The organism is Novosphingobium panipatense (assembly GCF_900182875.1).
GTDB classification, from domain to species: Bacteria; Pseudomonadota; Alphaproteobacteria; order Sphingomonadales; family Sphingomonadaceae; genus Novosphingobium; species Novosphingobium panipatense.
Window position 1 is genome coordinate 1 of sequence record NZ_FXUI01000017.1, and the last position, 23743, is coordinate 23743.

The window sequence follows — 23743 nt, forward strand, 5'->3', positions numbered from 1 at the left end:
GGCCTTGCGCCGACCGCGGAGAGAAGCGAGTGATCCATGGGAATGATCATAAAGTCGAGAAAGCAGCTTGACCCACTAGGCCCCAATCAGAGAAGACTCTGAGCCGATCCACAAAAGGAACCAACCGGTTTCCTTTTCGTTTGCGGACTTGAATTCAAATTATCAAGATAAGCCACCAGAAAGGAAAATGATGAAGATCGTGATCTCCGCCGCGCTGCTTTCTTTGGTGTCGGTTCCGGCTTTCGCCCAAGCAGTTGCCCCATCCACGTCAGGAACGATGACCAGCGCGGATGTCGGGGTAGAGCCGATTGCCAGCCAAAGCGGCCCAAACTACGTTCTCGCCGCGTCGGACGCGAACGTCTATCAGATAAAGGCTGCCCAGCTTGCCGCAACGCGCGCGCAGCGGGACGACGTCAAATCCTACGCCAAGCGCGTCCTAGCCGAGGCACAAAGCAGCCAGAAAGCACTGATGGCAGCGCTCAAAAACGATCAGCGCACGATCAAGGCACCATCGTCAGCGTTGTCGGCCGACCGCGCTGCTCTTGTCAAGTTGCTGCAAAAGGCACCGAAGAGCGCTTTCGATAACCTTTATCTCACCCAGTCGGCGAAGGTGCAACAAGCGGCGTGGGCAATCCACAAGGGATACGCCCAAGACGGCACCGACCCAGCGCTGCAGCAGATCGCCGGCACGGCTGTTCCCGTGCTGGAAAACGAACTCACCACCGGCAAGTCACTCACACCCTCCGGGCTTGCGGGAAGGTGAACCTAGCTGGGCCGGGCCGCATAGCTCCCGGCGGCCTGGCCCAGCGTTTTGAACACCTTTTTATGATGGCATAATTCGATGAGGATACAACCAGTAAAATCTATCGATTTCTAGTAAGTGCCAATATGACCACAGCAATTCCCCATGAAGCTAGCGATATGTATATTTGTTGACTAAAGAGAACCGCTCCGCCTACGATCAGACCGGCAGCGAGTATATCTCTTTGGGGCGACGGCCTCTCCTTGTTCGGTGATGGTAATGACACGTGAACCGGGATTGTACCTGACTTTGCTACTTTCTCCACCAGTCCAATCAGGTCGGGAGAGGCTGCGGCCAAGCGGCCGATCCCTGTTGCCAGGCGGCGCCCACCTTTTCTCAGTTCGGCAGGACTAATTCGCTCGCGCGCAAGCTCGCGGGCGATCGGCATCGCCCTAGCCGCGATATCGAACTCTGGGTCTAGAGTCCGTACCAATCCCTCGGCGGTCAGTAATGTGCGCAGGAGCAAAGCAAGGTCGGGCGGCAATGCCAGACGGTATTGGCGCAGTAACGTGAACACGCGCGAGAATATCTCGGACAGATCAACCTGTTTCAAGACAGCGCCACGAAATTGACCGATCAAAGACTCAAGATCCCTTTGCAACCCATCCACCTCAACGGTCCGGTCGCCTGACCAGTTTATCAGCACATCCGCGACCGCGCGCGGATTTTCTCCCGCGATAGCGAGGACCAAGGTAACCAGCTCCGAGCGACGGTTTGGAGTCAGCGTTCCGGTGGCACCGAAGTCGATGAAAGCGATCTTTCGGCTTGGAAGCACGAATACGTTCCCCGGATGGGGATCTGCGTGAAACCGGCCGTAAAAGATGATCATGCGCAATATGGCGTCCGCGTAGGCGCCTGCAATTGCGGCCGCGTCTGTTACCTCGTCTGCTGCTATAAGGACGCCGCGCACCGAGACTCCTTCAAGCCGCTCCTGGACGTTGACGCGGCGGCCGACATAGTCCCAAAAGAATTTCGGTGTCCTCACGCCTAGCGTGTCGAGAAATGACCCAATCCCCTCACATGCTGCCGCTTCGGCGCTCAGATCCATTTCTTGAGACAGGCTCTCGGCGAAGAAGCGAAGCAGTTCGTCAATCTTGAGCCGCCGCAGTTCCGGCGAGCGCCGTTCGGCCAGGCGCGCAAGTCGTCGTAGCAATCTCAGGTCGGCGTCGACGCGGGTCGCTATTCCCGGGCGGCGCACCTTGACGACAACTTCGGTTCCATCGGAAAGGGCTGCACCGTGCACCTGGGCAATCGACGCCGCGGCGATTGGTATCCGATCGAAGCGCGCGAAAACATCAGCAACGGGCGCACCGAGAGACGAGACGAGTTCGGGTTCGATCTCGTGGAATGGTACCGCAGGAACTTGATCCTGTAATGTCGATAGCGCATTCACCCACTCCGGCCCCAGAAGATCGCCACGTGTGGCGAGAAGCTGGCCCAGCTTTATTGCGACCGGGCCTAGGTCGCGAAGAAGCGCGACTACCCGAGTTGATGCGTCCGGCTCGACGGACCATGTCAGCGGACCGCTCGCCAACCCAACGCGTGAGGCGAGGCCGCCGAGTCCGTGACGTGCGAAGATTCGCGCGAGCTCTCCAAATCTTTCCCGCTCACTCAACGGAATATCATCTGCGACCTCGGTCATTGCATATTCTCGGTTCCGAGTGCGGGAGGTAGACAGCCAATAATAAAAAGCTCGATGCCCCGTCTGACTCGGGCGCGGGCGTTTTCATCATAGGCCGGGGGGGCGAGGCCGAGTGCCGCGCGGCGCATCGGTGCTACGACCACGAGGGTCACGAACTGTTCAGCGGCGAAAACGGGATCCGGTAGATCGAGTTCACCCTTGGCGGCAGCAGCCCCGAGAATGCTCGCCACCCACTGAGCGGCGCGCTGAAAGCCGAACTCGTGAATGTTGGCGGCAAGCGCAGGAAAGCGCACGGCCTGCGCGATCACGACACGTTCCATTGAAGCGATACGTGGCGTAAGCAGCCACTCGAGAAGCACATCGGCTATCGACTGCAGCCTGTCCACGACAGCAAGATCCGCATCGACGGCCGGCTCCAGCGCCCGAAGTTGCGTGTCAATCTCGTCGAGGATCACAGCTTCGAACACACGCGCTTTGCTGCCGAACCTGGCGTAAAGGGTCCGCTTCGAGATCTTTGCACCCTCGGCGATCATATCAGCGCTCGCGCCGTCAAAGCCATGTTCGAAGAACATTTCACGAGCGCTTTGCAGAATATGGGAGGTGAGGCGGATCGCTGCCTCTGCCGTTGGCCTGCCAGTCCGACCGCCCCGCTTGCCGCTCCCCGATCGCACCTTCATTTCAATCTCGCCTCCGCGATGCCTGATAGTCGCTGAAGCTGAAATCGGCGACCGGTTGCCAAGATGCGCCACCATGTCCTGCTCACGCGCTCACGGCCACCGCCTTGTTCAATATGGGGAGGTCCCTGAATACAATCGGGGGCGGTCCCGAGGATGAACGTCACTCGTACCACGAAACGCTGGCGCTAGCGCGATGGTGGTGGCGACTGTTTTGCTGAATTGTAATCGGGCAACTTTGGCGCCCCGAACAGCTGGAGTCCTTCGCGATCAACGCGCTCGACCTGGTCGCCGAGGCGCTGTGTCGTGGATCGCGCCGAGCGAACGGACTCTGTGACCTCACGGCTTCGGCCTTCGAGGGCGCGAACGGCCGGGCGCAGCGCCTCCACATCGCCACGAAACTCTTCCGCCGCGCGCTGAGCGCTGCTCAGCTTGTCATCGATTCCAAGGCTGGCATCGCGACGCGCTTCCAGCTTGGCACGGATGCGGCCCGCTCGCTCGCCAGCGCGAGCGATTGAAGCGCCAGTGCTGAGGATCCGTCCGCGCGACCCGGTTAGCGTTTCAGATAACCGCGTCGCCCTGTCCGGCCACGCCGAGGAGGCGGCGCTGAGCGCTGCCAGTCGCTCGCGCGTATGCTGCTGTCCCCGGGCATCCAGATTGCTGGAAACATTGTCGACGGAACGGCTGATCTTTTCGATGAGTGCCATCGGGTCTCCGCCGGAACCCAGGAGCCCTCCCTCCTTCGCGGGGATGACGGGCAAGCCGCCATCGGTGGAAGCAGTGATCGCCGCGGCGCCCTTCACACTGCCGTCGATCGTGATCGTGGCGTCATCCCCGAGAAGCGACCGCACTATTTCGGCCTTAGCTCCATCCAAGATCGGGATGTCTGGATCTAGCCGCACCGTGACGAGGGCTACTGACGGATCTTGAAGGTCGAGACGGACATCGGTCACAACGCCCGCCCGAACCCCGGCATATGTCACGGAAGCGCCGCCCTTCAGCCCCCGGACGTCGTCGCTGAACCGGATCACGAAGTCTTGGCCATCGGGACTTTTGGCCGTCATCAGCCAGAAGGCGAAAACCGCGAGGGTCGCAAGCAGCGTGCCGACGACCAAGAAAACCAACAAGCGGTTTGAGCGCGTCTCCATACCTCCACGCAACTTAGCCAAGCAGCCATCAGATGTAAACCGTCCGGTGTATTTCCATATTTGCTGTTGACGCCTCATTGGTGCTGGGAAAGATTGCGCCACCGTGAGGAGAGCGATTTGGCCGACGTTCCGGGTTTCGCAGGCATAATCATTCCATGGAGTGCCGAACTGGATCTTGTGACGATCTCGGCGGACGATGGGTTGTGTTCGATGAGATTGCCCAGTCGGGCCGCCTTGGCGGACCATGCCGACGGGATCGCGCCCGGTGCGGTGGCAAGCCTCATCGACCATGTGTGCGGAGCCGCCATCATGTCGCGGCAGATGCCGATCTCGATCTCGACGCTGAACCTGAAGATCGACCATATTCGACCGGCGACGCCTGGGTCCGATGTGACGGCCTGGGGACATTGCTACCGGATGACCGACGCATTCGCCTTCGTGCGCGTAGAGGTCTGGGACCAAGACCCTTCAGATGTATTCGCCACGGCACAAGCCGTCTTTTCGGTGAAACACCGGGCAGCGGCATGAGCGCCGACGCGAAGATACAAGCGATCCTTGCCTCGTCGGGGTTCAGCTCGAAGCTCGCCAAGATGATTTCGGTCGAGGAGGCTGGCGCGCTCTGGAAGCTGTCTCCGACCGCGGAACTCGTCGGCAATCCGTTGGCTCAGGCGCTTCACGGCGGCGCCATCACGGCGTTTCTCGAACTGGCATGCGGCGCTGTCCTGTCACACCGGCTCGACCGAAACTGTCTGCCCCAACTCATTAGCATCAATGTGCAGTTTCTTGCCCCGATGCGGCTCGCCCCGGTCACGGCGCAGCCAAATCTGCGCAGGATCGGGCGGCGCGTCGCGGTCGCCCACGTTGATGCATGGCAGGATAGCCCGGACACGATTGTATGTGCGGCACAGTGCGAATTTCTGTGTGAATTCGCCTGACGCTGATTGGTCTCGCCGCGCGTCGATATCGGGGGGTATAGGTTAGCCCGGCGGCGACCGAAAACTGATCGGCTTCGCCAACGTCGACGACGGCGGGGCTCTGCTTATGTCTTGCGAGCATTCGGCCGTAGGCACTCCAGTCCCTATCCCGAACCCACGGCGGAGATCCCTGCTCAGGTTCTGGAAAGCGAATGCTGTCAAGTTGAAGCGCTTCCAGCCGGGATTATGGTGGAATACGCCCACACGCTTGCAGCCGCGACCGCAGGCGTCATGTTGGATGGGTGCGTCAGCCGGCCAATCGCTTTTTTCCGATCAAAATCGAAGGTAGAAAACAGCCGCATCAATTACTATGATACGATACGGTTTACATATTACAAGGTTGAAGAGTGGCAGATCGCAACGAACCCGAGACAGATGCGAGCGGGCATGACGACGAAGGGGAAGAGCGCGGCGACCGACCGACTGGCACTGATGGGGATGCGCCAGATAAACCGGGTCTCCTGACGCGATATCCCGTTATCCGCTACGCGCTGATCGCGGCGCTGGTGGCCGGGATCGTCGCGGCCGCCATGTGGTATGTCAATTATCGGGAACGCGGGCAGTATCGTCAATCGACGAACAATGCGTATGTGCGGGCCGACTTCGTGACCGTTTCTCCCAAACTGGGCGGTTATGTCGAACGGGTTCTCGTGCGTGACAACCAGCCCGTGAGACGCGGGCAGCTTCTGGCAGTGCTTGATCCGCGGGACTATCGTGCAAGCGTCGCACAGGCGCAGGCGCAGGTCGCCTCGGCCGTTGCCGGCATCCGGACAGCACGCAGCACGCTCGACGAGCAGCGCGCGGCCATCGCGCAGTCGGCGGCGCAAGTGTCCGCAGCCGAAGTCGCCGCCGAGGCCGCAGCCGCGGAGGTCCGGCGGTACGAGCCGCTCGCGCAGTCCGGGGCGGAGTCGCGCGAGCGGCTGGCGGCCCTGGTGGTCGATCGCGATCGCGCGGTCGCCAACCTGCGCACCCAACGCGCCACCTATCTGGCGGCAAGGCGCGGGCTGGAAACGCAGAGTGCCCGCATCGGCCAGGCTCTGGCTCAACGGGAAACCGCGCAAGCGCAACTCGACCGCGCCTCGACCGACCTTGGCGCTGTCGAGCTTCGCAGTAGCATTGACGGCGTGGTTGCCGACAAGGCGGTGCGGGTGGGGCAGTTCGTCCAGCCCGCGACCCGGCTCATGTCGATCGTGCCGGCGAACCAGCTCTATATCGAGGCGAACTTCAAGGAGACCCAGGTCGCCCTCATGCGCGTCGGCCAGCCGGCGACCATCAAGGTCGATGCGCTGGACGGGGCCGAACTGCGCGGCCGGATCGACAGCTTCGCACCCGGCACCGGTGCGCAATTCTCGGTGCTGCCGCCCGAGAACGCGACCGGCAACTTCACCAAGATCGTCCAGCGTGTGCCGGTGAGGATCAGCATCGAGGCCGGACCCGAAGCGCGCAAGGTCCTGCGGCCCGGACTATCGGTGGAGGTCACGATCGACACCATCGGTGCGAAGGGCAGCCGCAAGCGGATCGAGGAGGAGAGCGAGCGGCTTGGGCGCGACGAGGCGCAGGTCCAGCGACGATGACCCGTGAACGCGCAAGCGCGCGGGACTGGCTTGCGGTCGCCGCGGGCACGATCGGGTCCTTCATGGCGCTGCTCGACATCTCGATCGTCAACGCGGCGCTGCCGACAATTCAGGGGGAAATCGGCGCCAGCGGGACCGAGGGGACCTGGGTGGCAACGTCATACCTGGTCGCCGAGATCGTCATGATCCCGCTCAGCCCCTTCCTTGTACGGCTACTGGGCCTCCGAAATTTCCTGCTCGCCGCCGCCGTTTCGTTCACCGGCTTCTCGGTGATCTGCGGCCTCTCGACGACGCTGCCCATGATGATCGCCGGTCGCGTCGGTCAGGGATTCACCGGCGGCGCGCTCATTCCGACCGCCATGACGATCATCGCCACGCGGCTGCCACCCTCACAGCAGCCGATCGGGACCGCGGCCTTCGGCGGGACAGCCATCCTAGGACCCGTGCTCGGCCCGATCATCGGCGGATGGCTGACCGACAATTACAGCTGGCACTATGCGTTCTTCCTGAACGTGCCCGTGTGCGCCGGCCTGGCTGTGCTGCTGCTCGTCGGCCTCGATCACGAGCGCCTGCGCCTCAATCAACTGCGGAACGCCGATTGGCTGGGCATAGCTGGGCTGGCGATCGGGCTCGGCTCGCTCACCGTCATGCTGGAGGAGGGGCAGCGGGAGATGTGGTTTGAATCGGCGATGATTATCAAGCTCGCCATCGCCACGGTCTTTGGGTTCACACTCATCGCCATCGGCCAGGTGAGGTCGCCTCAGCCAGTCCTGAAATTGTCATTGATCTTCAGCCGCACCTTCGGCAGCGTGTTCGTGCTGAGCCTCGTGATCGGCGTCGTTCTCTACGGGGTGACCTTCCTGATCCCTCAGTTTCTGGCGGTAATGGCCGGCTACAGCGCGCTGCAGTCGGGGCAGGTCGTGTTTGTGTCCGGCATCCCCGCGCTGCTGATGATGCCGTTTCTCCCGCTCGCCTTCAAATATCTCGATGTCCGCGTGGCCGTCATCATCGGAATGGTCGCCATCGGGATCAGTTGCGCGATGGATTGGAGCATGACGGCGGACACCGCTGGCGGCGACCTCGTCGGATCGCAACTGGTCAGGGGTTTCGGCCAGATCTTCGCGATGATGTTCCTCAATCAGGCCGCGATCAGCGCCGTCGCGCCCGAGGACGCGGGCGATGCGTCCGCCCTCTTCAATGCGGGCCGCAACCTGGGCGGGTCCATCGGTCTCGCGATGATGGCAACCCTGCAGGATCGTCAAACCTTCCTGCATTTCAATCGGATCGCCGAATCAGCGTCGGCGAACGCGGCGGCGACGCAGGAATGGTTCGGTCGCGCGATGGCGGGGGCGGCCGGCGAAGCCGGGGCGTATCGTCAACTGGCAGGCCAGATGCTCCAGCAGGCGACCGTGATGGCCTATAACGACCTCTATGTCGTCCTTGCGATTGCGATCGCCGTCACGACCCCGCTGGCGCTGTTCCTTCGCCCCATCCCCTCCGGCACCCAGATGGCCATGCATTGATGATCCGCTTCCTGATCCCTGTACCACTCCTGCTTGCCGGCTGCACGGTCGGACCCGACTATGCGGGGCCACGCCCCGTCGCGAGTGCCGAAAGAGCGGGTGCGACGTTCCGCCGCGCCGACCCTGCCCAGACGGTTGCCGATCGTCCGCTGGCGCGGTGGTGGGAGGCGATGGCCGACCCGCGCCTCAACGCGCTCGTCGAGCGTGGGCTCGCTGCCAGTCCCGATGTCGCGATCGCAGAGGCGAGAGTGCGCAAGGCCCGCGCCGCGGCGCGTGAGCAACGGGCCAACCGGTCGCCCTCGATATCAGCCACTGGGACCGCCATCATTGCGGACCTCCCCGCCGGATCTCTCGCTCTCCCATCGCAGGGAGAGCAGGACGACCGGATCAAGGCCGAGTTCTATAACGTGGGCCTCGACGCCTCCTGGGAGATCGACCTGTTCGGCGGGCGCCGCCGCGCCGCGGAAGCCGCCTCCGCGCAGGCGGACGCGGCCCATGCCAACGTGGCGGATGCGCAGGTTCGCCTCTCCGCCGAGATCGCCGATAATTACGTGACGTTGCGGGAACTTCAGCAGCGCCTGGTGCTGTCGCGCCAATCCTCCGAGTTGCTCGCACGGTCGCTTGCACTTCTCGAGCAGCGCGAGCGGCGCGGCGCGTCGTCGCGCGACGACGTCGTCCGCCTGCGCACCGAACTCAACCGGACGCAAGGCGGCCTGTTACCGCTCGAAGGCCAGATCGCGGTGACGCTCGACCAGCTTGCGCTGCTCACGGGCGACGAGCCCGGTGCCCATGATGCCACCCTCTCCTCCTCCGGGGCCATCCCCTCCGTCCCGGCGAGCGTCGCGATCGGCGATCCTGAGGCGATGCTGCGGCGCCGGCCCGACGTCCGGGCCGCCGAACGGCAACTGGCCGCTGCCACCGCGCAGATCGGCGTCGACGTCGCGCGCCAGTTCCCCTCGGTCAGCATCATGGGAATCATCGGACTTGGCGGCCCGAATATCGGCGACGTCGTGGATACCGACAACGTGTCGAGCTTGTTGTTGCCGCGGATCAACTGGAGCTTTCTCGACTTCGGCCGCAATCGCGCCCGGGTGGAGCAGTCCCGCGCCGGACGGGACGAGGCGGAGGCGCAGTATCGCAAGTCCGTCCTTGCCGCCCTGTCCGATGCCGAGACGAGCCTGTCGCGCTTCGGCAATCTGCGCGCGACCCTCCTGTCGAGCTACCGGAGCGCTGAGGGCGCCCGGCAGTCTTCTCGCTTCGCAGACCAGCGGTTCGAGCGCGGAGCTGCACCGCTGACGTCGTCCATAGACGCAGAACGCGCGGCGCTGACGGCGGACATCTCCGCAGTGGAAGCGCAGGGACAGTTCGTTCGTGCGTTTGTGGGCCTCCACAAAGCGCTCGGGCTCGGCTGGGAGGGGTCCAAAGACCGCTAGTCCATGCCATCCGTCAGTGTCTGCTGAAGGAGCGACTAGCGTCGCTGCCAACGATAATGTCTTGCGTGCGATTTAATTGCCAGCGATAGGACTGCGTATAGGAATCGAAAGTCTGGCAGGAGAACCTATGGGTCATCTCTATACTACCAAGGTCACGGCTATCGGAGGTCGCAGCGGGACCGTTCGCAGCGAAGACGGGATCCTCGATCTGCAACTGGCGATGCCAAAGGAACTTGGCGGCAAGGGCGGTGCCACCAACCCCGAACAGCTCTTCGCGGCCGGCTATGCCGCCTGCTTCGGGAATGCGGTCATTCATGTGACCCGTGCGCAGGTCGACAGGGTTCGCGACGAGGATGTCGAGGTTACCGGCGAAGTGGGGCTGCTCCCCGACGACCGGGGTGGCTTCAGGCTCACCGTAACGCTTGGCATTGCGATCACGGGCGTCGATCAGGCTGCAGCCGAGAAAATCGTTCAGGCTGCTCATGCCGTCTGTCCCTATTCGAACGCGGTGAAAGGCAATGTCGACGTTCAACTCGACGTTACCACGCGGTGAGCGACGCGGGGCTGACCTTGGGGCTGGAGGAAGACCCGCTCCTGCTCGACCGCCAGATCTGCTTCCCGCTCTATGCAGCGACCAATCTGTTGGGCCGCCTCTATGGCCCGGTGTTGGGGAAGTTGAACCTCACCTATCCACAATATCTCGACATGCTGGTTTTGTGGGAACAGCAGCCGCAGACGATCGGGGCTCTGGGTGCACGACTCTATCTCGACAGCGGCACGCTGACGCCGCTGCTTAAGCGGATGGAGGGTGCGGGTTTGCTTTCCCGCGCCCGCGACCCGAACGATGAGCGGCGCGTTGTGGTCACGCTGACCGAACGGGGCAAGACGCTTCGGAGCCAGGCCTTGCACGTTCCTGAGACTATGGCGAACGGCTACAACGCTGAAGGCGTAGATGCGCTGCGCGACAGCGTGCGCGATCTGGTTTCCATCCTGGCGCAGCACAGCACGCGTTCCCGAGGTTCAAAGACCGCCTGAAAAAAACTCCTCGTTCCTTGATCGGAGAATTCATATGCTACGCTCCTTCCTTATCGGTCTGGTGGCGGGTCAGCGCGGCATGACCCCGCTGGCCGTGATTGCCACGGCCACCCGCCGGCAGGAGATCGCGCCCCACCTTCCGCTCCAGGAATTGATGCTGAACCCGATCATCGCCGCCGGCACTGCTGCCATGGCGGCAGCCGAGATGGCGGGCGACAAGATGAAGACAGCGCCCGATCGTACGGTGCCCATCGGTCTGGCCGTTCGCAGTGTCACCGCAGCCTACGCGGGTGCTGCGCTGGCGCCGCGCGACAAGCGCGTGTTGGGTGCTGTTATTGCAGTTGGCGCAGCGCTGGCGTCCTCCCACGCCGGCCTTGCGGCGCGCAGGTGGTCCATGCGGCGTTTTGGCCAGACCGGCACCGGCTTTGTTGAGGATGCGATCGTCTTCGGCAGCGGCTTAGCCGTTAGCAATCCTTCCCTGGTCTCGCATCAGGCTTGATCGTTCCTACTGGGCTTAGCGTCAGATCGAGAAGACCAAGGGCCTCGCCCAATACTTCATTGCTGGGATTCATCCCCTTCTCCCTCCGCGCCGATGCCGGAATATGTCGGTAGAGTGTAGGTATCGACACGCCGATCGCCGGCGCGACTTCACGCGCCGCATCACCGTCTTTAGCCCAAGACTTGCTGCCGATCGAGCGCAAGAACCGGGTCTGAGGCCGGCCTCACCAGCCACGGCACCGAACTGAAAATCGCCGAGCATTACACCGACACCGGCGGGGCGACCGATCATGTCTTCGCCCTGTGCGCCATGCTGGGATTTCGTTTCTGCCCGCGCTTGCGCGACTTTCCCGACAGACGGCTCGCGCCGATCGCGCCGGTCACGGCCTATCCGTCCATCACCCCGCTGTTGGGCAAGCGTATCCGCACCGACATCATCGGCGAGCAATGGGATGACGTGCTGCGCCTCGTAGGATCGATCAAGGCCGGCCACGTCGCCCCATCGATCATGCTCCCGAAGCTCGCCGCCTATGAGCGGCAGAACCAGCTCGACGTCGCGCTACAGGAAATCGGCAAGATCGAGCGGACGCTGTTCATGCTCGACTGGCTCGAAAACCCCGATCTGCGTCGGCGATGCCATCCCGGCCTCAACAACAGCGAACAACGCCATGCCCTGACGCAGGCGATCTACACCTTCCGCCAGGGCCGTATCATCGACCGCAGCCATGAGGCGCAACAATATCGGGCATCCGGCCTCAACCTGGTCATCGCCGCGATCGTCATTGGAACACGATCTACATGGACGCCGCCGCTTCCGCTGGCCGCAAGGTCCTCAATCTGCCGCCCGATAGCCGCGTCGCCTGAACGTTCGCTGATTGTTCGCCCTAAGCGTTGTTTAGCGTACCATCCACGCTATGCCCTCTAAAATGGAGGTATCCAACTTTATCATCCCTTTATCGGCCGAGCGGTAGTCAGTTTGCAACCGCGTGCAACGGCCAGTCCGCGAAGAAAGCCGCGCCTGACAAGTCCCGCGTCCAGCGCGGCATTGTAGCGGCGTTCTGCCGGTGCCGCCCCGCTCACCTCCCGAACTAGCCCGCGAAACGGGATGAGCGCGTTCACGACCGTCTTACCGCCGGCTTCGGCGAGCTTGCCAGCGCGATTTTCCTTCGTGCCATGTCCCGGCACATAGTCTGGGCCAAGGACCTCGCCGAGTTCGGCCATGGAAGCGCTGATCTGGGAGCATGTACGCGCCCCAGTAGTCGCATATGGGTCTTGAGCAGCGCGTTCTAAAACGGGAGGTATTTCGCGTTTTTTGGCGCCCACGTCGCGCACTGGCTGGGTCGCGATGTCGCCCGCCTTGTTCAAGGTGTTAGCAACGGGCCTCTTGTCCTCCTCCGTGGATGGGGTCGTTGGACGCACTTCTTGAGCCTGAGCGGTTGCTGGAAGAACTAAAATGGCCATAAGCGCCAGTTTGGGAATACGTGATAGCATGCGCACGTAACGCAATAGGCGTTTGAACGTTGCAATCAAATTACCATGGCAGTTTGAAATCTCCGTACCAATAATCATAGCTTGGCACTTCCATTCAAGTTTTCGGGGCAAAACGCCCGAGAAAAACTCGGGCACAATTTACGTCACTACGGACTGCTTGATTGAGTACGGACCCTCGTCCATTCGACGAGCTGGACGAGATATTGATCCGTGGCCACGCTGAACGCCGAGACGATCGCACTCACCCGATTGTCCTGCGCCGGAGCATCGGTCTCGAAGCGGCGGGTCGCCACCACCGTCCGGTCGCTCATGCGGAACAGGCGTGCCTCGCCCTCCACGCGCACGACCGGCGGGTCCTTTTTACCCGCTGCGGGTACGTAAACGGCCTCGAACCGATCGACCGATAGCTGAAGCGCATAATCGACGCCGGATGCCTGGCGCGGTGTCGTCAGCAGAATTTCGGATGCATGCGCGGCGAACACGGTTCTTGCCAGTCCAGCCAGCATGTCCGGTGCCGGAGTGACCCATCGGGCATCCTTGAGGTACAAGGTTTCAGCCCCGCGGCTGACGAGGATCCGATCGCTTCGCGCCTCGGCTGCGAAGTCGATCGGCAGGAAAATGATCGCCCGGCGGGCAGCAGGGTCGGATGCTTGCTGTACAGGCGGATCAAGAGCGGTTTCCAGCCGAAAAAGATTGTCGGGCTTCCCGCCGCCGAGCAGTGAGCCCACACAACCGCCGAGCAGCAAGGCGAGGCCCAAGGGAGCGATTTTCCCGATCCGGTTCACCGTGGTAACTCCAGTTCCTTGCCAGAGCCCTTTGTCAGCGTGGCGCGCGGATCGCGCCGAATGTCGCGTATCAGGCTATCCAGTGATCTCGCCGTTTCCTGGAGCTCTAGCATTGTTGCGTTGATGTTAGGCAAGGTTGTCGTCCCGATTGCGCTGCTCTGCGTGTCCAGCTTTGCGATGACTCCGCGCGCGTCGCGGATCCCGAGCTTTAGTTCAGCGGCAGCATCGGAAATGTCGGAGAAGGCCTGGCGCCCGTCGCCGTTGGCGATGGTTCGCACGGATCGCGCCGCGTCCTGGATGTCCGTCGCGGCCATGTCCAGTTTGGCCAGTGCCGAGCTTGCACGATCGAACATTTCGCGATTCTCGACGAGCGCGTCTGAGGTTTCCCGGACGTTCTGAAATGTTTTCTCGGCATTGGCGATAGTTCGGTCGGACAGTACACGGTTGACGCGGTCAAGCGCATCCGCGGCCTTCTGGATCAGTTGTCCGCCCCCCTGTAGGAGTGACGAGAGCGCATTGCCCTTGCTACGGATGACGGGGCGCTCCTCCTTCGAGACCTTATTCAACAAAGGACGACTGGGCGTGCCGGCGCTGATCTGGACGATGCTTACGCCGGAAATGCCCTCGCTTTCGAGAGTGGCGACCGAATCATCGCGCACCGGCGTTCCTGCCTTGATCTGAATATCGGTGATGACCCGATTGGGGTCACGTGGGTCCAGATCGATCCGTTCGATCTGGCCGACCTTGATTCCGTTGAACTGGACTTCCCCGCCCTCGCTCAGGCCTCGGACGGGTCCGCGGAAGAGGATCCGATAGTCATCGACCTTCCGGTTGATTTGCAGGCTGCCGAGCCAGATCACGAAGGCGGCAGCCGCGATGAAGACGATTGTCGAAATTACACCAACCAAGGCGTAGTGGGCGTGACGCTCCATCAGTTATAAGTCCTTTGCGCGGCGCGCCCGCGCGGCCCCTGAAAAAAGTCTCTTACCCATGGATGTTCCGACCGTTCGAGATCTTCCACGGGCGCGATGGCAATGACCTTCCTTTCGGCGAGGACGGCGACCCGGTCGCAGATCGCATGGAGCGTATCGAGATCATGGGTGATCAGGAAAACGGTGAGGCCAAGTGCGTCGCGCAGGGTCCGGATCAATTCGTCGAACTCATTTGCGGCAATGGGATCGAGACCGGAAGTCGGCTCATCCAGAAAGAGCAGCGCTGGATCGAGCGCGATCGCTCGCGCGATTCCGGCCCGTTTTCTCATTCCGCCCGACAGCTCTGCCGGCTTCTTCGCACCGGCGTCTTCGGGTAGTCCTGCCAATTTGATCTTGAGCGCAGCCAGCTTTCCAACAAGTTCCATCGGCAGGTCTGAGTGCTCGAGGAACGGCGCCTCGACATTCTCCTGCACGGTCAGAGCCGAGAACAGCGCGCCGTTCTGGAAAAGGACCCCGATCCGCCGCTCGACTTCGTCGCGCTCGCTCCCCTCCTGAATGTCATGGCCGAACAGTTCGACTTTACCAGCATCGGGCGTCTTTAGTCCGAGTATCGTATTTAGCAGAACCGACTTGCCTGATCCCGATCCGCCGACGAGCCCGAGGATTTCCCCCGCCTTCACGTCGAGATTCAAATCGTCGTGAATAAGCGCGTCGCCGAACTCCGTTCGCAGACCGGTGACGCGGATCGGCGGCGCTGCGCTTCCACGATCGGGAGCATCACTGGTCACAGATCAAGCTCCATGAAGATCACGGCGAAGATCGCGTCAAACATGATGATCAAGAAAATCGACTGGACGACGGCGGAGGTGACACCCTTTCCGAGACTTTCCGTATCGCCGCTGACCGCAAGTCCCTTGCCGCATCCCGCGGCGGCGATCACCAAGGCGAAAAAGGGCGCCTTGACGAGCCCGATCCAGAAATGCGTCAAGCTCACGGTGTCGACCGTGCGTTCGAGAAAGAAGACCGGGCTGATGTCCATCGTGGCCCAGCTGACCAGCAGTCCGCCCAGGATGCCGCCGATGTCGCCGCAGAAGGTCAGGATCGGAACCATCAGAAGCGCGGCAAGGACCCTCGGCACAACGAGGGCGTCGAATTCGTCAACGCCCATAACCTTCATCGCATCGACTTCCTGGTTCATGCGCATTGCGCCGATCTCCGCCGCGAAAGCAGAAGCGGACCGGCCGGCAAACAGGATTGCGGCGATGACCGCCCCGAACTCTCGCAAGATGGCTACGCCGACCAGCTCCACGGTGAAGGCGGAAACGCCAAACGTCGAAAGCAGGTTGGCGCCGACAAGCGCCACGATTGCGCCGATGAAGAAGCACATCATCATCACGATCGGAATTGCATTGATGCCCGCCTGCTCCATCACGCTGAAAAGCGGTGTCAGGCGCAAGCGCTTCGGGTTCCTGAGGTGCCGGCCTAGCGCGACAACCAGGCGCCCTTGGAAATCCATCACCGCCCAGATTTGGCCTATGAATCTTTCAACCTGCCTGCCGATACGAGCAAAGAACGTGTTAATGGCGGAGGCTGCGGGCTCGGTAACCTGGCGGGCTTCGGACGGTGCGCCCACCAGATCCGCGAGCCGGCGAAGATCCTGACGATCACTGGCCTCCAGCGGCGCTGTTGAGCCGAGCGCTTCGACGAGTGCCAAGGCACCCGCACTGTCCACGTGACCGAGGCTCTGAACGTCCAGCGCTTTGGGCCGGGAACCTTCGGTGAGCGACCGCATGATTTCCGTTGGCAGGTTGCCCAGTCCGAATGCGGTCCAGTCGCCGCCAATCGCAAGGCAGAGCCCTTCGCCAGACTGGCGCAGCTCGTAACGTGCGGACTCGACGCCGACTTCAAAGGGGGGGTTGTGGCCCGGCACGCTCATCAAAAACCGATATCTCCCCTAAACGCTAATCATCGAGGAACAAGCCCAGAATGAGCAACTTATGGAACTAATCATGTCGTCATGTCCTTGTCGCCTAAAATCTTTAAAGATCCCCCGCCCTCCCCCATGTCAACAAACAGAGTTATCCGATCTTTACGCCCCGCCAGTCCCGTTTCTTCTTTCTCGGTCTGGCAGACCGATCGGCCGCTGGTGCGGCCTCGTCCCGGCCGTCTCTGTCCGCCAACAGCGGCGTCGATCGCTCCTCGATGAGCGCGCGCAGCCGAGTGCGGCCCCGCGCTATGCGACTTTTGACCGTTCCTGTGGTAACGCCAAGCCGCATCGCGGCCTCTTCGATCGACGCGCCCTGGCTCGCCAGCAGCACCGCCTCGCGCTGATGGGGCGGCAGTTCGCCGAGCGCCCAATCCGTATCCCGCAGCCAGATGGCGAGGCTCTGGGTCTCGTCCACCTTCAGCATCCGGTCGCGCGCCTCCTCGGGAAGGTCCGCCTGAAAGCGGGCGCGACGACGACCGGTGAGGAAGTTGTTCTTCATCACGGTTCGAGCCCAGGCAATCAGGCTCGTCCCGGCCGCGAAGCTGGCCCGCGCGCTCCAGCAGCGTAGCAGGGTATCCTGCAAGAGGTCGTCGGCGTCCGCACCGCCCGCGGTCAGCCGTCGGGCATAAGCGCTGAGCGCGGCCGTCTGCTCGATCAGTGCCGCTCCGAAATGATCGTCGGGCATGGCGACTGGGGAAGCATGGACGGGCACCTCGGGCGGCATCTTGTTCTCCGGACAGGCTTTTCCTGCCCTCAGGTGATATAGGGTACGCAAGGCGGGAATGTTGCCGGCTAGAATGCTTCGAGCCCGGTTCGTCCCGTCCCGGGCGATCGGAGCTGTGCCCGCTATAGAGTAAGATTGATACGGCCGAAGATCGGCAAAGATCTCTTTTAGGCATCGTCGCCTTTCTTCTCCGCGCCGATTGCATCCTGCGCAGACGCCGGAAAATGCCGGTAGAGCGTAGGGACCGATACGCCGATTGCCGGCGCGACTTCGCGCACCGTCATCCCCGACGCGAACAGCCTTCGAGCTGCTTCAATACGCTTGGAGGTCATCACTGTCTTTCTCCCACCGACCCTCCCCTCGCGCCTTGCGGCTATCAGTGCGGCTGTAGTGCGCTCGCGAATGAGATCACGCTCCATTTCAGCTAATGCAGCGAGAATGCGGAACACGAACTTGCCAGCCGTTCCTGACGTGTCGATACCGTCGGTTATCGAGCGCAGACCAATGTCGCGCATCTCCAGCTCGATTGAGAGATCGATTAATCCCTTGGATGTTCGACCTAGCCGATCCAGTTTCCAGATTACCAGTATGTCACCGGAGCGCGCATGCGAGAGGGCTTCAGCTAGGCCGGCACGATTGGCATTGGACCCACTAGCCTTGTCGGTGAATGTACGCTCGCAACCCACCGCGCGGAGCGCGTCGAGCTGAGGTGTTAGATCCTGTTCGGGCGTCGAGACGCGGGCGTAGCCAATCAGCATGGGTTATTCTCAAAACTTACCGTCCGCACCTATCACGAGCCAGCTCAATCGAGAAAGTGTTTTGATACGTGCTGCACGCCTGCTATGCTTTCTCACATGGTCCCGCTTCATAATCGATCGTTTGTGAGAAGGCCGCGGGGGCTGTCCCGTCCGTCGGTTTCCGAAAGCACGAATGGCGATGCCAACGCCGTCGTCCGGTTATCGAAAGCACGAACTTTGACCGTAAAATCGGCCATCACAGGGGAGCGCCACCGGGCAGCAGCCCTAATCTTCGTGCTTTCGACAACCGGCCGGAACCCGATGGGGCTGCGGACCACATGAGCTTGCCTATCCAACAGGGCGACCTGTTTTCGCTCGATAGCCCGCTGTTGAAGGAGGTTCGCGGCGAACGGTCGCTGATGGCGTTCCCGTTCTTTGCGTTGGGCAAGGGTAAGTGGACCAAGCCGCTCGCCTACAAGACCGACGCGGTTTCGATCGAGATCGTCGCCACCGCGAAGGGCGTTGCGACGATCTACGACAAAGAGGTGTTGCTTTACATCGCGAGCCTCATGGTGGCGAAGCTGGAGGCCGGCGTGGACGTCTCCCAGGACTTCTATTTTACCGCTCACGACCTATTCCACGTCACCGGCGTCAACGGCTCGGCCCGCTCCTATACGCGCCTGTCGGACGCGCTGGAACGGCTACAGGGCACGAAGACCGGCGCTTCCGAACGAGGTGTTGCCGGAAGACGACCGTCAGCCTCGAACTGCTTCCGCAAATCCCGTCGCCAGGCCTAGACTTGCGACGGATCCAACCCGTGACGGCGCGCGACGGCGCTGACACCTTCACCTACGTAACACTCGGCGACAATCGAGGCCTTTACCTCAGGCGGCCAGTCCCGTCGCTTGCCCGCGCCCGTGAATACCTCAAACCGCTGCGCGCCCTTGCTCACAGGATCATCACTCGTGATCATCATAGTAGCAGCGCACCCCAGTCCGTCAGGGCGCGGAGACTCGGCGCTGCTTCCTACGACCGCAAGGTGGGGTCAGGGCTCCGCTTACGGACAAGCCAAACTCGAGCGGGCCACAATTGCCACGGTGACGAGCTGGGTGCGCCACCGAGATTTACCAGCATGATCGGAAGCTTGTTGACTATGAACACCATGCGGCCGGCAAAGTTGATATAGCGCCGCCTTAAAACTACGCTGTCTAGAGTCGTTCCTACTCGGCAGGAACCGCTATCGCATCCTTCATCCGCCGGAATGCCCGGTGCGATTCGATATTTTCCGGTGCCAGCCCAAATGCAGTCTGCCGCGGAATGTCCTGCGCGTTGATCTCATCGTAGCGCAGGTAATAGGCCTTGTGCATCCGGTAGAAGGGTATCTCCGGATAAAGGTGATGGATCAGGTGATAGTTCTGATAGACCAGCAGGGGGGTCAGCAGCCATTCGAGCCCGAACCGCATGGTCGTCGCCATATAGGGCCTGCATCGCAAGTGGGCCGATGCCACCGAGTTCCGCTTCGGCAAGGAGCCTGCCGCGTTGGCGGCATAACCCTGAAAGAAGGATCTGAGGCATACGCAGAACAAATTTTTGCCCGAGAGGGCGAAATCCGGATCGTCCACGGGGACGATGGGCGAGGTGATCTCGTTGAGAGCCCCCAACCTGCAGCGCCAATCCCCGCAAGGTCGTGAAACAGATTGAGACGCCTTGCTCTCCTGACCCCATCATGCGGCGGCCACAGCGCCGACCGCGAAGAGAAGCGCGTGACCCGTGCGATGAACCGGAAAAGCCGACAGGAGTTGACTTCAACAGCCCCAATCAGAGAGGACTCTCAGAAGTGCTTCCGGAAGGCGATCGAGGCCGCGATCTGGCTATGCGTCGCTTCGATCGGCGCGGCCGTGTTGGGAGGCCCGTCATTGGACACGCTCTTGGGAAAGGCATAGGTCAAAGCGAAATCGAGGGCACTGTTCTTGCCGAGCGCCCAGGAACCGCCGCCCGTGATGTTGGTGGTCGGTGTGGACGGGATGATCGCCAACACCCCGTGGCCCGGGGTGGGCTCGTCCGCATAGTGAAAGCCGCCCCGCACCGCGAAGCGCGGGGTCAGTCGATATTGCACACCCACGCCGACCACATTGGTGTCCCGGTAGTTGGTCGGAAAGGACAGATTGATGTCGGCGCCCGAAGCGTCGTCCTTGAAACCCACCGAGACATTCTTCATCGCGCTTCCCCAGAACACGCGCTGATAGTCGACCGCCACGGAGAGCCTGTCCGAGAACTCATGGAACACGCCCGCCGTGAATTGCGCGGGGCCCTGGAAATCGCGCACCCGCACCTTCCCGCTGAGCGGGATGTTGCCGGCCACCGCACTCACCGCGGTAAGCGTCGAGTGGCCGGTGAGATCGCTGACCGAGGTCTTAAAACTATAGACGATGCCCAACCGCGTTCTGCGCGATACCTGATAGGTCGCGCCGAGCTTGCCGCCGATGCCCCAACCCTCGGCCGCTCCGCCGACGATGCTGTGGTTGGTGAAGTTCAAATAGCCACCCGAGAGCTGGGGAATGCCGAGCAGGGTCGGCACCAGCGACCCGGACAGGCGCTGTTGGGCGGCGAGCGTCCCGATCTGTGATGTGTCGAGGAGCAGCCCCACGTTCATCGAGGTCCAGACCACGTCCAGCGAGCCGCCGACCGCAAGCCTGTCCGTCACCTGGTAGGCGGCTGAAACCGGAATCCGCAGCGTCAGCATGCGAGAGAAGTTTCGCAGGCCCGTGTCGGTGGTATTGGTGACGGTGCGCGACAGAAAGCTGTCCGCGGCATATTGGGTTCCAACGCCGGCTGCCGCGAAGGAGCCGATGCCCAGCGTGTATCGCCCCTTCCGGCAGACGAAGGCGACCTCCGGCGCATAATAGGGCCCGTTATTGGTGCCCTCGCTGTTGGAATGCGCGACCTCGCCCGTTGCGGTATTCCGGATCTTGAGATTGCTGGTGATGATGTCGCCACCGATCTGGCCGTCGCATCCGTCCGGCATCAGCGCGAGCGTTGCGGGATTGATCATCATGCCGGCCGGGCCGATGTCGTAGGCCGCGCCGGTTCCGCCCATCGCGATCGACGTCGGGCCATAGCCGATGAAATTGAAGCCATCTGTGGCATGAGCGCTGCCGGACCAGAACAGCGCCATGCAGAAACCCGATGCCAATACTAACTTGCTTTTCATTCCCCGTCTCCCTTCTTGCGCGTCGCCTATGCTGACGATCGCGGCCTATTGATCCCTGCTGTCTGTGAACTTGTCGTAGTGAATGTCGTCGACCGAAATGCCATGGTGGGTCAGCCCGGTAATGGCCGCATCGACCACCTTGTCGTAGACGCTGTCCTGGACGAACAGCCGGATGGCCGCGAAGCAGATTTGGCCCGAATTGAAGAACATCGCCAGTACGGCGCCCAGCCCCACTTGATCGAGATCGGCATCGTCAAACACGATTCTCGGCGACTTGCCGCCAAGCTCGAGCGTGACCCGCTTCATGTCGCCCAGCGAATATTCGACGATCTTCTTGCCGACAGCGGTCGATCCGGTGAAGGTGATCTTGTCGACACCCCGGGTGGCTGGCGAGCGCCTCGCCCGCTTCATGGCCATAGCCGTTGACGATGTTAAGGTCGCCCGCGGGCAGGCCCGCCTCGAGGCACAGCTCGGCCAGGCGCATCGTGCTGAGCGGGGTCAGCTCGGAAGGCTTGACGACCACGGTGCATCCGGGGCCAGCGCCGAAGCAATCTTCCAGGAACCGAGCGCCAGTGGATAGTTCCCAAGGCGTAATGGCCCACCACGCTGACCGGCCCACACCTCGTGCAGGCATTCCACCGGACAACTGCAGGTCTGGCCCCCACTGCATCCATAATCTTGACGTTCTGGTCCGCGCTCTCATCCAGCAGACGATCGGAAAACTGCGCACGATAGCTACTGCCATATTGCCCCTGAAACCACGAGGTTGCTCCCTGTACGCGTCGAGTGCTGCAGGCGCGACAAGGCGCGCATGGGCGCCGATCATCGGCACTTTGCTATCCATTGAGAATTCCAACCATGGCTGGCGCTTTCAGCAATGTTCAGCAGCCGATATCAAATCGGATATACCAGATACCGGGGCAGAACGGACGTATCGAGCTCGGCCCGTCTGGACAGCAGCTTCAACGCACCGGCTTTTTCCAAACGGATGGTATCAAGATATTGACCCGCAGCCAGGACTTGGGTGATGCCGCTATCGGTGGGCGTCATGAAGAGCGAGAAATTCGATCGCATCGAGATAGTAGAGGCATCGGCGCGTTGATACGCGACGCGCTGGACGAAGTGACGGGTGCGATAGTCCTGGAACGTACCGACCCAGATATCGTTCACGAAAGTGACGCGATCCTCGAGCCGGGATCGGCAATCGTCGTACATGAACCCCAGGGCGAGACCATTTTCCGAATTTTCGGCGGCACGGCAGATATAGGAGGCCTCGTCTTCCTCGGAATAGTTAGCGAGCCAGCCCATCATGTCCTTGCTATCGAGCGCGCTTGCATCGGCCATCAAAAGGGCGTCGAGCGCGGATTCGAGCGTGGTGTCGGTTTGCATCATGCCTCGGCCCTCTCAAAACCCATCACCGATCGGTAATATTCCCAACGGGGAAGATTGCCGCTCTCGTCGTTCTGGAGGAACTCCGACTCCAGCTTCGACTGGTCGTGCACGCCCTTCTGGAAAATCGCATTGCCGGGCGTATGGTTGCCAATATGGATGCGATGGAAGATCGATGCGTCCTCCATGCTGATCAGGCCGCAGGGTCCCAGCAGGTTGGAGCTTTGCCGCAGACGATGGAGGACCATGTCCTCATCGTCGTCCTGGTGCGCGAAATAGGCGTAGTGGACCTCGACCGTCTCTTCATCGACCGGGGTTGCGAAGCGCAAATTGATGACATCGAGATGCTTAGTCGAAACGAAGGTCGGGAAGAGCGAAACGATGCGCGAGCCGACCGCAGGGTCCTGCCCCTTGAAGGCGATCAGCGAAGCATCCTTGAGCACTGTGGGGCCGCTGACCACCGACAGCGCCGATTCGAAACAGATGTGGCCATGTTTCGTCGCGGTGAACTGACGTCCCTTGCCGCCTTGCCAATTGAGCATCTTGAATGCCTGGTGGAGCAATGGCGCATGGTAGCCGTCGTTGTCGGTATATGACTTCCAGTTGCTGTCGTAGCGCACCTTCTGATAGCCCAGCAGCTTGAGCCTGCCGTCCCCGCCGAGAAGTTCGCGCAAGGTGTTCTGCGACGCGCCGAGGAACTCCGTCAACGTTTCGGTTTCAGCCGAAAGGGTCACGAAAATCAGGCCATAGAAACTGTCGAACCGGGGCTGCGCCAGGGGATAGTCGGACTTGTCGAAGCCGGGCAGAAAATCGCGATGGTTGGGGCAACCGACCAGATCGCCCTTCGCATCGAACAGCCAGCGGTGATAGGGGCATTCGAATTCGGTCTTGTTCCCCATCACCGCGGTTTCGAGCTGGTTGCCGCGATGCGAACAGGCGTTGTAAAACACCCGCACGACGCCTTCCCTGTCGCGGGCGATCAGCAGCGGAACGCCGGCCAAGCGGAAGGTCTTGAAATCGCCTGGATTGGGCAACTCGCTTTCATGCGCGACCGGGTGCCATTCCTGCCCGAAAAAGATGCGCTTCATCTCTTCGGCGTAAATATCCTTGCGGGTGAACGCCGCCTTCGGAACCTCGTTGAAGTTCTTGGGCCAGGTCAAGCCAATTTCGCTCATCGCAATCCT

Annotated in this window: 25 protein-coding genes and 3 pseudogenes; 11 read left to right on the forward strand and 17 right to left on the reverse strand. The window is 61.7% G+C overall.

Going from position 1 to position 23743, the window contains the following annotated elements; all coding sequences use genetic code 11:
* Positions 1–187 precede the first annotated feature (187 nt).
* Positions 188–763, forward strand: a complete 576-nt coding sequence (locus QOL62_RS17045) for a DUF4142 domain-containing protein (RefSeq protein WP_230588529.1) — start codon at positions 188–190, stop codon at positions 761–763.
* 100 nt (positions 764–863) lie between these two features.
* Here the strand turns inward: QOL62_RS17045 and QOL62_RS17050 are convergent, their stop codons facing one another.
* From QOL62_RS17050 to QOL62_RS17060, 3 genes are all read right to left on the reverse strand, one after another.
* On the reverse strand, positions 864–2444 hold the full coding sequence (locus QOL62_RS17050) for an ABC1 kinase family protein (protein WP_025550796.1): 1581 nt from the start codon (positions 2442–2444) through the stop codon (positions 864–866).
* Positions 2441–3121 (reverse strand): TetR/AcrR family transcriptional regulator, encoded by a 681-nt coding sequence (locus tag QOL62_RS17055; protein WP_283407081.1) that lies wholly within the window; start codon positions 3119–3121, stop codon positions 2441–2443. The genes QOL62_RS17050 and QOL62_RS17055 overlap by 4 nt, the downstream gene beginning before the upstream one ends.
* Positions 3122–3306: 185 nt before the next feature.
* Positions 3307–4344 carry an MlaD family protein gene (locus QOL62_RS17060; RefSeq protein WP_283407082.1) on the reverse strand — a complete coding sequence of 346 codons (1038 nt, stop codon included), beginning with the start codon at positions 4342–4344 and terminating at the stop codon, positions 3307–3309.
* A 39-nt stretch (positions 4345–4383) separates the two neighbouring features.
* Here QOL62_RS17060 and QOL62_RS17065 point away from each other — a divergent pair, with 39 nt between their 5' ends.
* The 9 genes and pseudogenes from QOL62_RS17065 to QOL62_RS17105 all read left to right on the forward strand — a co-directional run.
* Entirely contained in the window at positions 4384–4794 is a 411-nt protein-coding gene (locus QOL62_RS17065) for a PaaI family thioesterase (protein WP_025550801.1), read from the forward strand.
* Complete coding sequence (locus QOL62_RS17070) at positions 4791–5201, forward strand: PaaI family thioesterase (RefSeq protein ID WP_188083125.1); 411 nt, start codon at positions 4791–4793, stop codon at positions 5199–5201. Before QOL62_RS17065 ends, QOL62_RS17070 begins: the two co-directional genes overlap by 4 nt.
* A 386-nt stretch (positions 5202–5587) precedes the next feature.
* On the forward strand, positions 5588–6814 hold the full coding sequence (locus QOL62_RS17075) for an HlyD family secretion protein (RefSeq protein WP_283407083.1): 1227 nt from the start codon (positions 5588–5590) through the stop codon (positions 6812–6814).
* A complete protein-coding gene (locus QOL62_RS17080) occupies positions 6811–8337 on the forward strand; it encodes an MDR family MFS transporter (RefSeq protein WP_188083127.1) in 1527 nt (508 codons plus the stop codon). Before QOL62_RS17075 ends, QOL62_RS17080 begins: the two co-directional genes overlap by 4 nt.
* Entirely contained in the window at positions 8337–9770 is a 1434-nt protein-coding gene (locus QOL62_RS17085; RefSeq protein WP_188083128.1) for an efflux transporter outer membrane subunit, read from the forward strand. The genes QOL62_RS17080 and QOL62_RS17085 overlap by 1 nt, the downstream gene beginning before the upstream one ends.
* A 127-nt stretch (positions 9771–9897) precedes the next feature.
* Entirely contained in the window at positions 9898–10323 is a 426-nt protein-coding gene (locus QOL62_RS17090) for an organic hydroperoxide resistance protein (RefSeq protein WP_188083129.1), read from the forward strand.
* Positions 10320–10805, forward strand: coding sequence for a MarR family winged helix-turn-helix transcriptional regulator (locus QOL62_RS17095; protein ID WP_283407084.1), 486 nt, complete (start codon positions 10320–10322; stop codon positions 10803–10805). Before QOL62_RS17090 ends, QOL62_RS17095 begins: the two co-directional genes overlap by 4 nt.
* Positions 10806–10839: 34 nt before the next feature.
* A complete protein-coding gene (locus QOL62_RS17100; RefSeq protein ID WP_188083130.1) occupies positions 10840–11304 on the forward strand; it encodes a DUF4126 domain-containing protein in 465 nt (154 codons plus the stop codon).
* 219 nt (positions 11305–11523) lie between these two features.
* Positions 11524–12167: pseudogene (locus QOL62_RS17105) on the forward strand (Tn3 family transposase); the annotation flags it as partial.
* A gap of 81 nt (positions 12168–12248) precedes the next feature.
* Here QOL62_RS17105 and QOL62_RS17110 read toward each other — a convergent pair.
* The 7 genes from QOL62_RS17110 to QOL62_RS17140 form a co-directional block, all read right to left on the reverse strand.
* Positions 12249–12872, reverse strand: coding sequence for a hypothetical protein (locus QOL62_RS17110; protein WP_379511687.1), 624 nt, complete (start codon positions 12870–12872; stop codon positions 12249–12251).
* A gap of 68 nt (positions 12873–12940) precedes the next feature.
* On the reverse strand, positions 12941–13579 hold the full coding sequence (locus QOL62_RS17115; protein WP_188083131.1) for an ABC-type transport auxiliary lipoprotein family protein: 639 nt from the start codon (positions 13577–13579) through the stop codon (positions 12941–12943).
* A complete protein-coding gene (locus tag QOL62_RS17120; RefSeq protein ID WP_283407085.1) occupies positions 13576–14511 on the reverse strand; it encodes an MlaD family protein in 936 nt (311 codons plus the stop codon). Before QOL62_RS17120 ends, QOL62_RS17115 begins: the two co-directional genes overlap by 4 nt.
* Positions 14511–15203: an ABC transporter ATP-binding protein gene (locus tag QOL62_RS17125; RefSeq protein ID WP_283407086.1), complete on the reverse strand. Its 693-nt coding sequence runs from the start codon at positions 15201–15203 to the stop codon at positions 14511–14513. The genes QOL62_RS17120 and QOL62_RS17125 overlap by 1 nt, the downstream gene beginning before the upstream one ends.
* A 92-nt stretch (positions 15204–15295) precedes the next feature.
* Positions 15296–16447 carry an MlaE family ABC transporter permease gene (locus QOL62_RS17130; RefSeq protein ID WP_188083133.1) on the reverse strand — a complete coding sequence of 384 codons (1152 nt, stop codon included), beginning with the start codon at positions 16445–16447 and terminating at the stop codon, positions 15296–15298.
* Positions 16448–16589: 142 nt separating this feature from the next.
* Positions 16590–17222 carry a sigma-70 family RNA polymerase sigma factor gene (locus QOL62_RS17135; RefSeq protein WP_283407087.1) on the reverse strand — a complete coding sequence of 211 codons (633 nt, stop codon included), beginning with the start codon at positions 17220–17222 and terminating at the stop codon, positions 16590–16592.
* A 167-nt stretch (positions 17223–17389) separates the two neighbouring features.
* Positions 17390–17980, reverse strand: a complete 591-nt coding sequence (locus QOL62_RS17140) for a recombinase family protein (RefSeq protein WP_037508635.1) — start codon at positions 17978–17980, stop codon at positions 17390–17392.
* Between the two features lie 317 nt (positions 17981–18297).
* On the opposite strand from QOL62_RS17140, the pseudogene QOL62_RS17145 reads away from it, so the two are divergent.
* A pseudogene (locus QOL62_RS17145) lies at positions 18298–18675 on the forward strand (replication initiator protein A); the annotation flags it as partial.
* Between the two features lie 77 nt (positions 18676–18752).
* Here QOL62_RS17145 and QOL62_RS17150 read toward each other — a convergent pair.
* From QOL62_RS17150 to QOL62_RS17180, 7 genes and pseudogenes are all read right to left on the reverse strand, one after another.
* Entirely contained in the window at positions 18753–18935 is a 183-nt protein-coding gene (locus QOL62_RS17150; RefSeq protein WP_325414928.1) for a transposase, read from the reverse strand.
* Positions 18936–19179: 244 nt separating this feature from the next.
* The gene (locus QOL62_RS17155; RefSeq protein WP_325414929.1) at positions 19180–19581 is read right to left on the reverse strand and encodes a fatty acid desaturase; all 402 of its coding nucleotides are present in this window, start codon (positions 19579–19581) and stop codon (positions 19180–19182) included.
* Positions 19582–19790: 209 nt separating this feature from the next.
* Positions 19791–21134, reverse strand: coding sequence for an OmpP1/FadL family transporter (locus QOL62_RS17160; RefSeq protein ID WP_206046438.1), 1344 nt, complete (start codon positions 21132–21134; stop codon positions 19791–19793).
* Positions 21135–21215: 81 nt separating this feature from the next.
* A complete protein-coding gene (locus tag QOL62_RS17165; protein WP_037508640.1) occupies positions 21216–21581 on the reverse strand; it encodes an aldehyde dehydrogenase family protein in 366 nt (121 codons plus the stop codon).
* A gap of 19 nt (positions 21582–21600) precedes the next feature.
* Positions 21601–22014: pseudogene (locus QOL62_RS19860) on the reverse strand (aldehyde dehydrogenase family protein); the annotation flags it as partial.
* Between the two features lie 50 nt (positions 22015–22064).
* Positions 22065–22562 (reverse strand): aromatic-ring-hydroxylating dioxygenase subunit beta, encoded by a 498-nt coding sequence (locus QOL62_RS17175; protein WP_037508646.1) that lies wholly within the window; start codon positions 22560–22562, stop codon positions 22065–22067.
* Positions 22559–23734, reverse strand: a complete 1176-nt coding sequence (locus tag QOL62_RS17180; RefSeq protein WP_037508651.1) for an aromatic ring-hydroxylating oxygenase subunit alpha — start codon at positions 23732–23734, stop codon at positions 22559–22561. Before QOL62_RS17180 ends, QOL62_RS17175 begins: the two co-directional genes overlap by 4 nt.
* Positions 23735–23743 lie beyond the last annotated feature (9 nt).

Bases quoted from the DNA above. Each gene is read 5' to 3' on its own strand.
- QOL62_RS17135 (WP_283407087.1), bottom strand. From the start codon at position 17,222: ATGCCGCCCGAGGTGCCCGTCCATGCTTCCCCAGTCGCCATGCCCGAC.
- QOL62_RS17090 (WP_188083129.1), top strand. From the start codon at position 9,898: ATGGGTCATCTCTATACTACCAAGGTCACGGCTATCGGAGGTCGCAGC.
- QOL62_RS17060 (WP_283407082.1), bottom strand. From the start codon at position 4,344: ATGAGGCGTCAACAGCAAATATGGAAATACACCGGACGGTTTACATCT.
- QOL62_RS17080 (WP_188083127.1), top strand. From the start codon at position 6,811: ATGACCCGTGAACGCGCAAGCGCGCGGGACTGGCTTGCGGTCGCCGCG.
- QOL62_RS17160 (WP_206046438.1), bottom strand. From the start codon at position 21,134: ATGGCGCTGTTCTGGTCCGGCAGCGCTCATGCCACAGATGGCTTCAAT.
- QOL62_RS17070 (WP_188083125.1), top strand. From the start codon at position 4,791: ATGAGCGCCGACGCGAAGATACAAGCGATCCTTGCCTCGTCGGGGTTC.
- QOL62_RS17150 (WP_325414928.1), bottom strand. From the start codon at position 18,935: ATGATGATCACGAGTGATGATCCTGTGAGCAAGGGCGCGCAGCGGTTT.
- QOL62_RS17180 (WP_037508651.1), bottom strand. From the start codon at position 23,734: ATGAGCGAAATTGGCTTGACCTGGCCCAAGAACTTCAACGAGGTTCCG.
- QOL62_RS17165 (WP_037508640.1), bottom strand. From the start codon at position 21,581: ATGAAGCGGGCGAGGCGCTCGCCAGCCACCCGGGGTGTCGACAAGATC.
- QOL62_RS17085 (WP_188083128.1), top strand. From the start codon at position 8,337: ATGATCCGCTTCCTGATCCCTGTACCACTCCTGCTTGCCGGCTGCACG.
- QOL62_RS17120 (WP_283407085.1), bottom strand. From the start codon at position 14,511: ATGGAGCGTCACGCCCACTACGCCTTGGTTGGTGTAATTTCGACAATC.
- QOL62_RS17100 (WP_188083130.1), top strand. From the start codon at position 10,840: ATGCTACGCTCCTTCCTTATCGGTCTGGTGGCGGGTCAGCGCGGCATG.
- QOL62_RS17110 (WP_379511687.1), bottom strand. From the start codon at position 12,872: ATGATTATTGGTACGGAGATTTCAAACTGCCATGGTAATTTGATTGCA.
- QOL62_RS17055 (WP_283407081.1), bottom strand. From the start codon at position 3,121: ATGAAGGTGCGATCGGGGAGCGGCAAGCGGGGCGGTCGGACTGGCAGG.
- QOL62_RS17130 (WP_188083133.1), bottom strand. From the start codon at position 16,447: ATGAGCGTGCCGGGCCACAACCCCCCCTTTGAAGTCGGCGTCGAGTCC.
- QOL62_RS17045 (WP_230588529.1), top strand. From the start codon at position 188: ATGATGAAGATCGTGATCTCCGCCGCGCTGCTTTCTTTGGTGTCGGTT.
- QOL62_RS17140 (WP_037508635.1), bottom strand. From the start codon at position 17,980: ATGCTGATTGGCTACGCCCGCGTCTCGACGCCCGAACAGGATCTAACA.
- QOL62_RS17050 (WP_025550796.1), bottom strand. From the start codon at position 2,444: ATGACCGAGGTCGCAGATGATATTCCGTTGAGTGAGCGGGAAAGATTT.
- QOL62_RS17175 (WP_037508646.1), bottom strand. From the start codon at position 22,562: ATGATGCAAACCGACACCACGCTCGAATCCGCGCTCGACGCCCTTTTG.